This window comes from Sphingomonas ginsenosidimutans (assembly GCF_002374835.1).
Classification (GTDB): Bacteria; Pseudomonadota; Alphaproteobacteria; order Sphingomonadales; family Sphingomonadaceae; genus Sphingomonas; species Sphingomonas ginsenosidimutans.
Map to the genome: position 1 here is coordinate 1 of NZ_NWVD01000039.1, position 2,435 is coordinate 2,435.

Sequence of the window (2,435 nt, forward strand, 5' to 3'; positions counted from 1 at the left end):
TTGGGCTGTTGGCTGATCTGTCTGGGGCACCCAGTTCCACGGCATCAGCTCGTCCCAGCGGGTGGCGGGCCAGTCGCCGGCGACCCTGGCGATGACATCGGCGATATAGGCCTGCGGGTCGACGCCGTTGGCCTTGCAGGTCTGGATGACGGTGTAGATGGCGGCGGCTCGCTCGCCGCCTGCGCGCGAACCCGCGAACAGCCAGTTGCGCCTTCCCACGGCGACGCCGCGCAGGGCCCGCTCCGCGATATTGTTGTCGATCTCCAGACGCCCGTCACCCAGGAAGCGGCACAGCGCCGGCCAGCGTTTGGTGCCATAGGCGATGGCTTTGGCCATGTCGGACTTGGGCGACAGGCGGCGAAGGGCAGCGTCGAGCACCTCGCGCAAGGCGTCGACCAGCGACTGGCTTCGTTCCTGTCGCGCTCGACGGCGTACATCCGGCGGCTGACCACGCACCTCCGCCTCGACGGCATAGAGCGCGCCGATGCGCTCCAGGATATCGGTGGTCAGCGGCGTGGAGAGGCGCTCGTGCAGGTCGAACACCTTGCGCCGGAAGTGTGCCCAGCATGCCACCTCTGTGACGCCACCGCGGTACAGGGCGTCATAGCCCGCATAGGCATCGGCCTGGAGAAAGCCGCGAAAGCCGGCGAGATGCGCCTGCGGGTGCGCCGCGGTGCGGTCGGGCGTGAAGCGATACCATGTTGCGGGCGGTGTCGTGCTGCCGGACGCCTGGTCGTCGGCGGCGTACACCCACAGCCGCCCGGTCGCGGTCTTGCCACGGCCGGGGTCGAGCACCGGCACCGGCGTGTCGTCGGCGTGGATCTTGTCGGCCTTGAGCACCTCGTCACGGATACGGCTGACCACCGGGTCGAGCAGTGCTGCAGCTTGCCCGGCCCAGCCCGCGAGCGTCGAGCGGTCGATCTCGAGCCCCTGCGCGGCCATCATCTCGGCCTGGCGGTACAACGGCAGATGGTGGTCGAACTTGGAGACGACGACGTGCGCCAGCGTCGCGAAGGTCGCCTTGCCCCGCGCCACAGCGCTGACCGGCGCGGGTGCCTGGACGATCTTCTCGCAAGACCGGCAGCTGTATTTGGGGCGGACGTTGCGCACGACCCGCCAGCGCACCGGCACGATGTCGAGCATCTCGTGCGCGTCCACGCCCAGCCGGCGCAGCGCACCACCGCAGTCCGGGCAGGTGCAGATACCGGACGCCGGCTCGTGGACGACCTCCTCGCGCGGCAGATGCTCCGGCAGACTGCGGACCGGTGCCAGGCGCGGCGCTACTCCAGGCGCCGCAGTCTCGACTTCGGAAACATCCCGCTCCGTTTCCAGCTCTTCCAGCGCCAGCTCGAGCTGTTCGATCTCGCGGCCCAACTTCTCGGAGGAGGCACCGAACTGCATCCGCCGCAGTCGGGCGATCTGCCCGCGCAACGTGTCGATGAGCAGATCGCGGGCGGCGAGCGCGGCATTCGCCCGGGCGAGCGATGCCTCCAGCGCGGCGATCCGCGCGGTGGCATCAGCAGGGGAAACAGGCGCTTCCAGCACCCGCATTTCATAACAGATCACGCATCGACGGGCGAGAAAAAGCGTCGCAAAACCGCCGTTTTCACCCCGCCAGCGTCGGCGTGAACGTCCGCTCTGGGCGACGCCAGTCGATGCCCTCCAGCAGCATCGACAATTGTGCCGGCGTCAGCGTCACCGTGCCCGTCGCGGTCACCGGCCAGACGAACCGACCCCGGTCGAGCCGCTTGGAGAACAGGCACAGGCCTTGCCCATCGAACCACAGCAGCTTGACCAGATGACCCCGCTTGCCCCGGAACGCGAACAACGCGCCCGAGTGCGGGTTCTGGGCCAGCACCTGCTGCACCAGTACCGCCAGGCCATCGAACCCTTTGCGCATGTCGGTGACGCCACACGCCAGGAACACCCGCGTCGGCAACGGCGTGGGGCTCAACGCAGCACCGACAACACTCGCGCCAGCGCGCCGGCGTCCACCGACCCGTCCACGCTCACTCGGACGCCACCCGGAAATTCGATGCAGATGAGGCCAGACGTGGATGTCGCCGGCTGCGGCGCAGGTGCGGCGACATCGGCCACGCGCACCTCGGCGAATGCCGGCAGCGCAGGCGCGACCCCGCCCAGCTTGCCCAGCCGCGCCTGCTTGCGCCACGTATAGATCAGGCTGCTCGACACCTCGCGCCGGGCGATGACATCACGGACCCGCACGCCCGGCCGGAACGCCTCGGCCAGGATCTCCAGCTTCTCCGCGTCCGACCAGCTCCGTCGGCCCGATACCCGGCCGACCACCTCCACACGACCAGTCGTACGAGCGCTCGTACGACCAGTCTCAGAACCGAAAACTTCCCGCACCGCCCGCGCCCTCGTCAAAGACGATAAGCATCCCGGCTACGGCCAAACGGGCAAGGCGGCCCTCA

3 protein-coding genes are annotated in these 2,435 nt (G+C 68.9%); all 3 read right to left on the reverse strand.

All coding sequences use genetic code 11. From position 1 onward, the window contains the following. A partial coding sequence (gene tnpC, locus COA17_RS18495) for an IS66 family transposase (protein ID WP_141397142.1) occupies positions 1-1,551 on the reverse strand: 1,551 nt, incomplete at its 3' end. 55 nt (positions 1,552-1,606) lie between these two features. Further along, the gene (gene tnpB / locus COA17_RS18500) at positions 1,607-1,954 is read right to left on the reverse strand and encodes an IS66 family insertion sequence element accessory protein TnpB (RefSeq protein WP_025292355.1); all 348 of its coding nucleotides are present in this window, start codon (positions 1,952-1,954) and stop codon (positions 1,607-1,609) included. Next, entirely contained in the window at positions 1,951-2,313 is a 363-nt protein-coding gene (gene tnpA / locus COA17_RS18505) for an IS66-like element accessory protein TnpA (RefSeq protein WP_007407193.1), read from the reverse strand. The genes tnpB and tnpA overlap by 4 nt, the downstream gene beginning before the upstream one ends. Positions 2,314-2,435 lie beyond the last annotated feature (122 nt).